A 1,139-nucleotide genomic window follows, 5' to 3' on the forward strand; every position below is an offset into this window, starting at 1 on the left:
GGTTTACCATCGCGAATAACATCCGTGACGACTGCGACGACCGAGCAGGTCATTTTGGAAAAATCGATGTAGGCGTTAGCAATTGGGGAGGCAATGGAAACAGTTTTTTCACGGATGTCTACGATACGCATGACGGGTTCCTCTTGTTGTTGGTGACCCCACGTTATGCTTTGCGATGACACCCGCCCAATGCTATTAATGCCGCACCCTATGCACAGGAGGCATGGCCCTTGGAACTCGTTTGGCTCGAAGATTTTTCAGCCCTTGCGGAGTACGGCAGCTTTGTTCGCGCGGCGGAAGCGCGGCACGTTACTCAGCCGGCATTCAGTCGCAGAGTCCGCTCTCTAGAGAATTGGATGGGCGTACAGTTGTTCGTTCGCACCCCTCAAGGGGCGACTCTAACTGAAGCTGGGAGGCAAATTTTGCCAAGTGCTCAGGAGGCTGCCAGGCGCTTGTACAGGATGCGCAACGAAGCTCAGGAGGTGGCGGGAATGGCTGCTAAATCCCTGCACTTCGCTGCAACTCACTCCCTGTCGTTTACATTTTTTCCACGGTGGCTTCGTAGCACAGAAAACGGTGCTCCAATCGAGGCTGTGCAACTGCACTCAGATAGCATGGCTGTCTGTGAGCAGATGCTGATACATGGCCAGGTTCAGTTTCTGCTCTGCCACCGCCACCCCGACGTTCCACCATTACTGGCCCCTGATCAGTTCATTGGCAAGAAGGTTGGCGAGGACGTTCTCGTTCCTCTGGCCAGTGCTTCCGCCAACTTCGGCACCTCCCCAGCGGCATTGCCTTACCTCGCTTACACCCACGAGTCCGGACTGGGGCGGATCGTCGCTCACCGACTGCATGGAAAGGAAGATTACCTTCACCTAAAACCACTTTTCAGCAGCCACCTCGCGGCGGTGCTGATGTCTATGGCCCTGGAAAGCAAAGGTGTGGCGTGGTTGCCCAAGAGCCTCACCGAGCAAGAAATAATTGATGGGCGCCTAGTCAGAGCACTCGACGAAAGCTGGGATATCCCTCTGGAAATTCACCTAACCCGTCCTGCAGCGCCACTCAGTCCATCTGCCGAAGAATTCTGGGCCAGGGTGGGTAGTGACTGATAACGCATCCAAAAAAGGCCCTCTCGGGCC

The 1,139-nt window shown here is 55.4% G+C and carries 1 protein-coding gene and 1 pseudogene; one reads left to right on the plus strand and one right to left on the minus strand.

Going from position 1 to position 1,139, the window contains the following annotated elements; genetic code table 11:
* A pseudogene (locus AC1DSG_RS31280) lies at positions 1-131 on the minus strand (mandelate racemase); the annotation flags it as partial.
* 99 nt (positions 132-230) lie between these two features.
* Here AC1DSG_RS31280 and AC1DSG_RS31285 point away from each other — a divergent pair.
* Positions 231-1,109, plus strand: a complete 879-nt coding sequence (locus AC1DSG_RS31285; protein ID WP_477794311.1) for a LysR family transcriptional regulator — start codon at positions 231-233, stop codon at positions 1,107-1,109.
* The last annotated feature ends 30 nt before the right edge of the window (positions 1,110-1,139 follow it).

This window comes from Pseudomonas sp. P5_A12 (assembly GCF_056400685.1).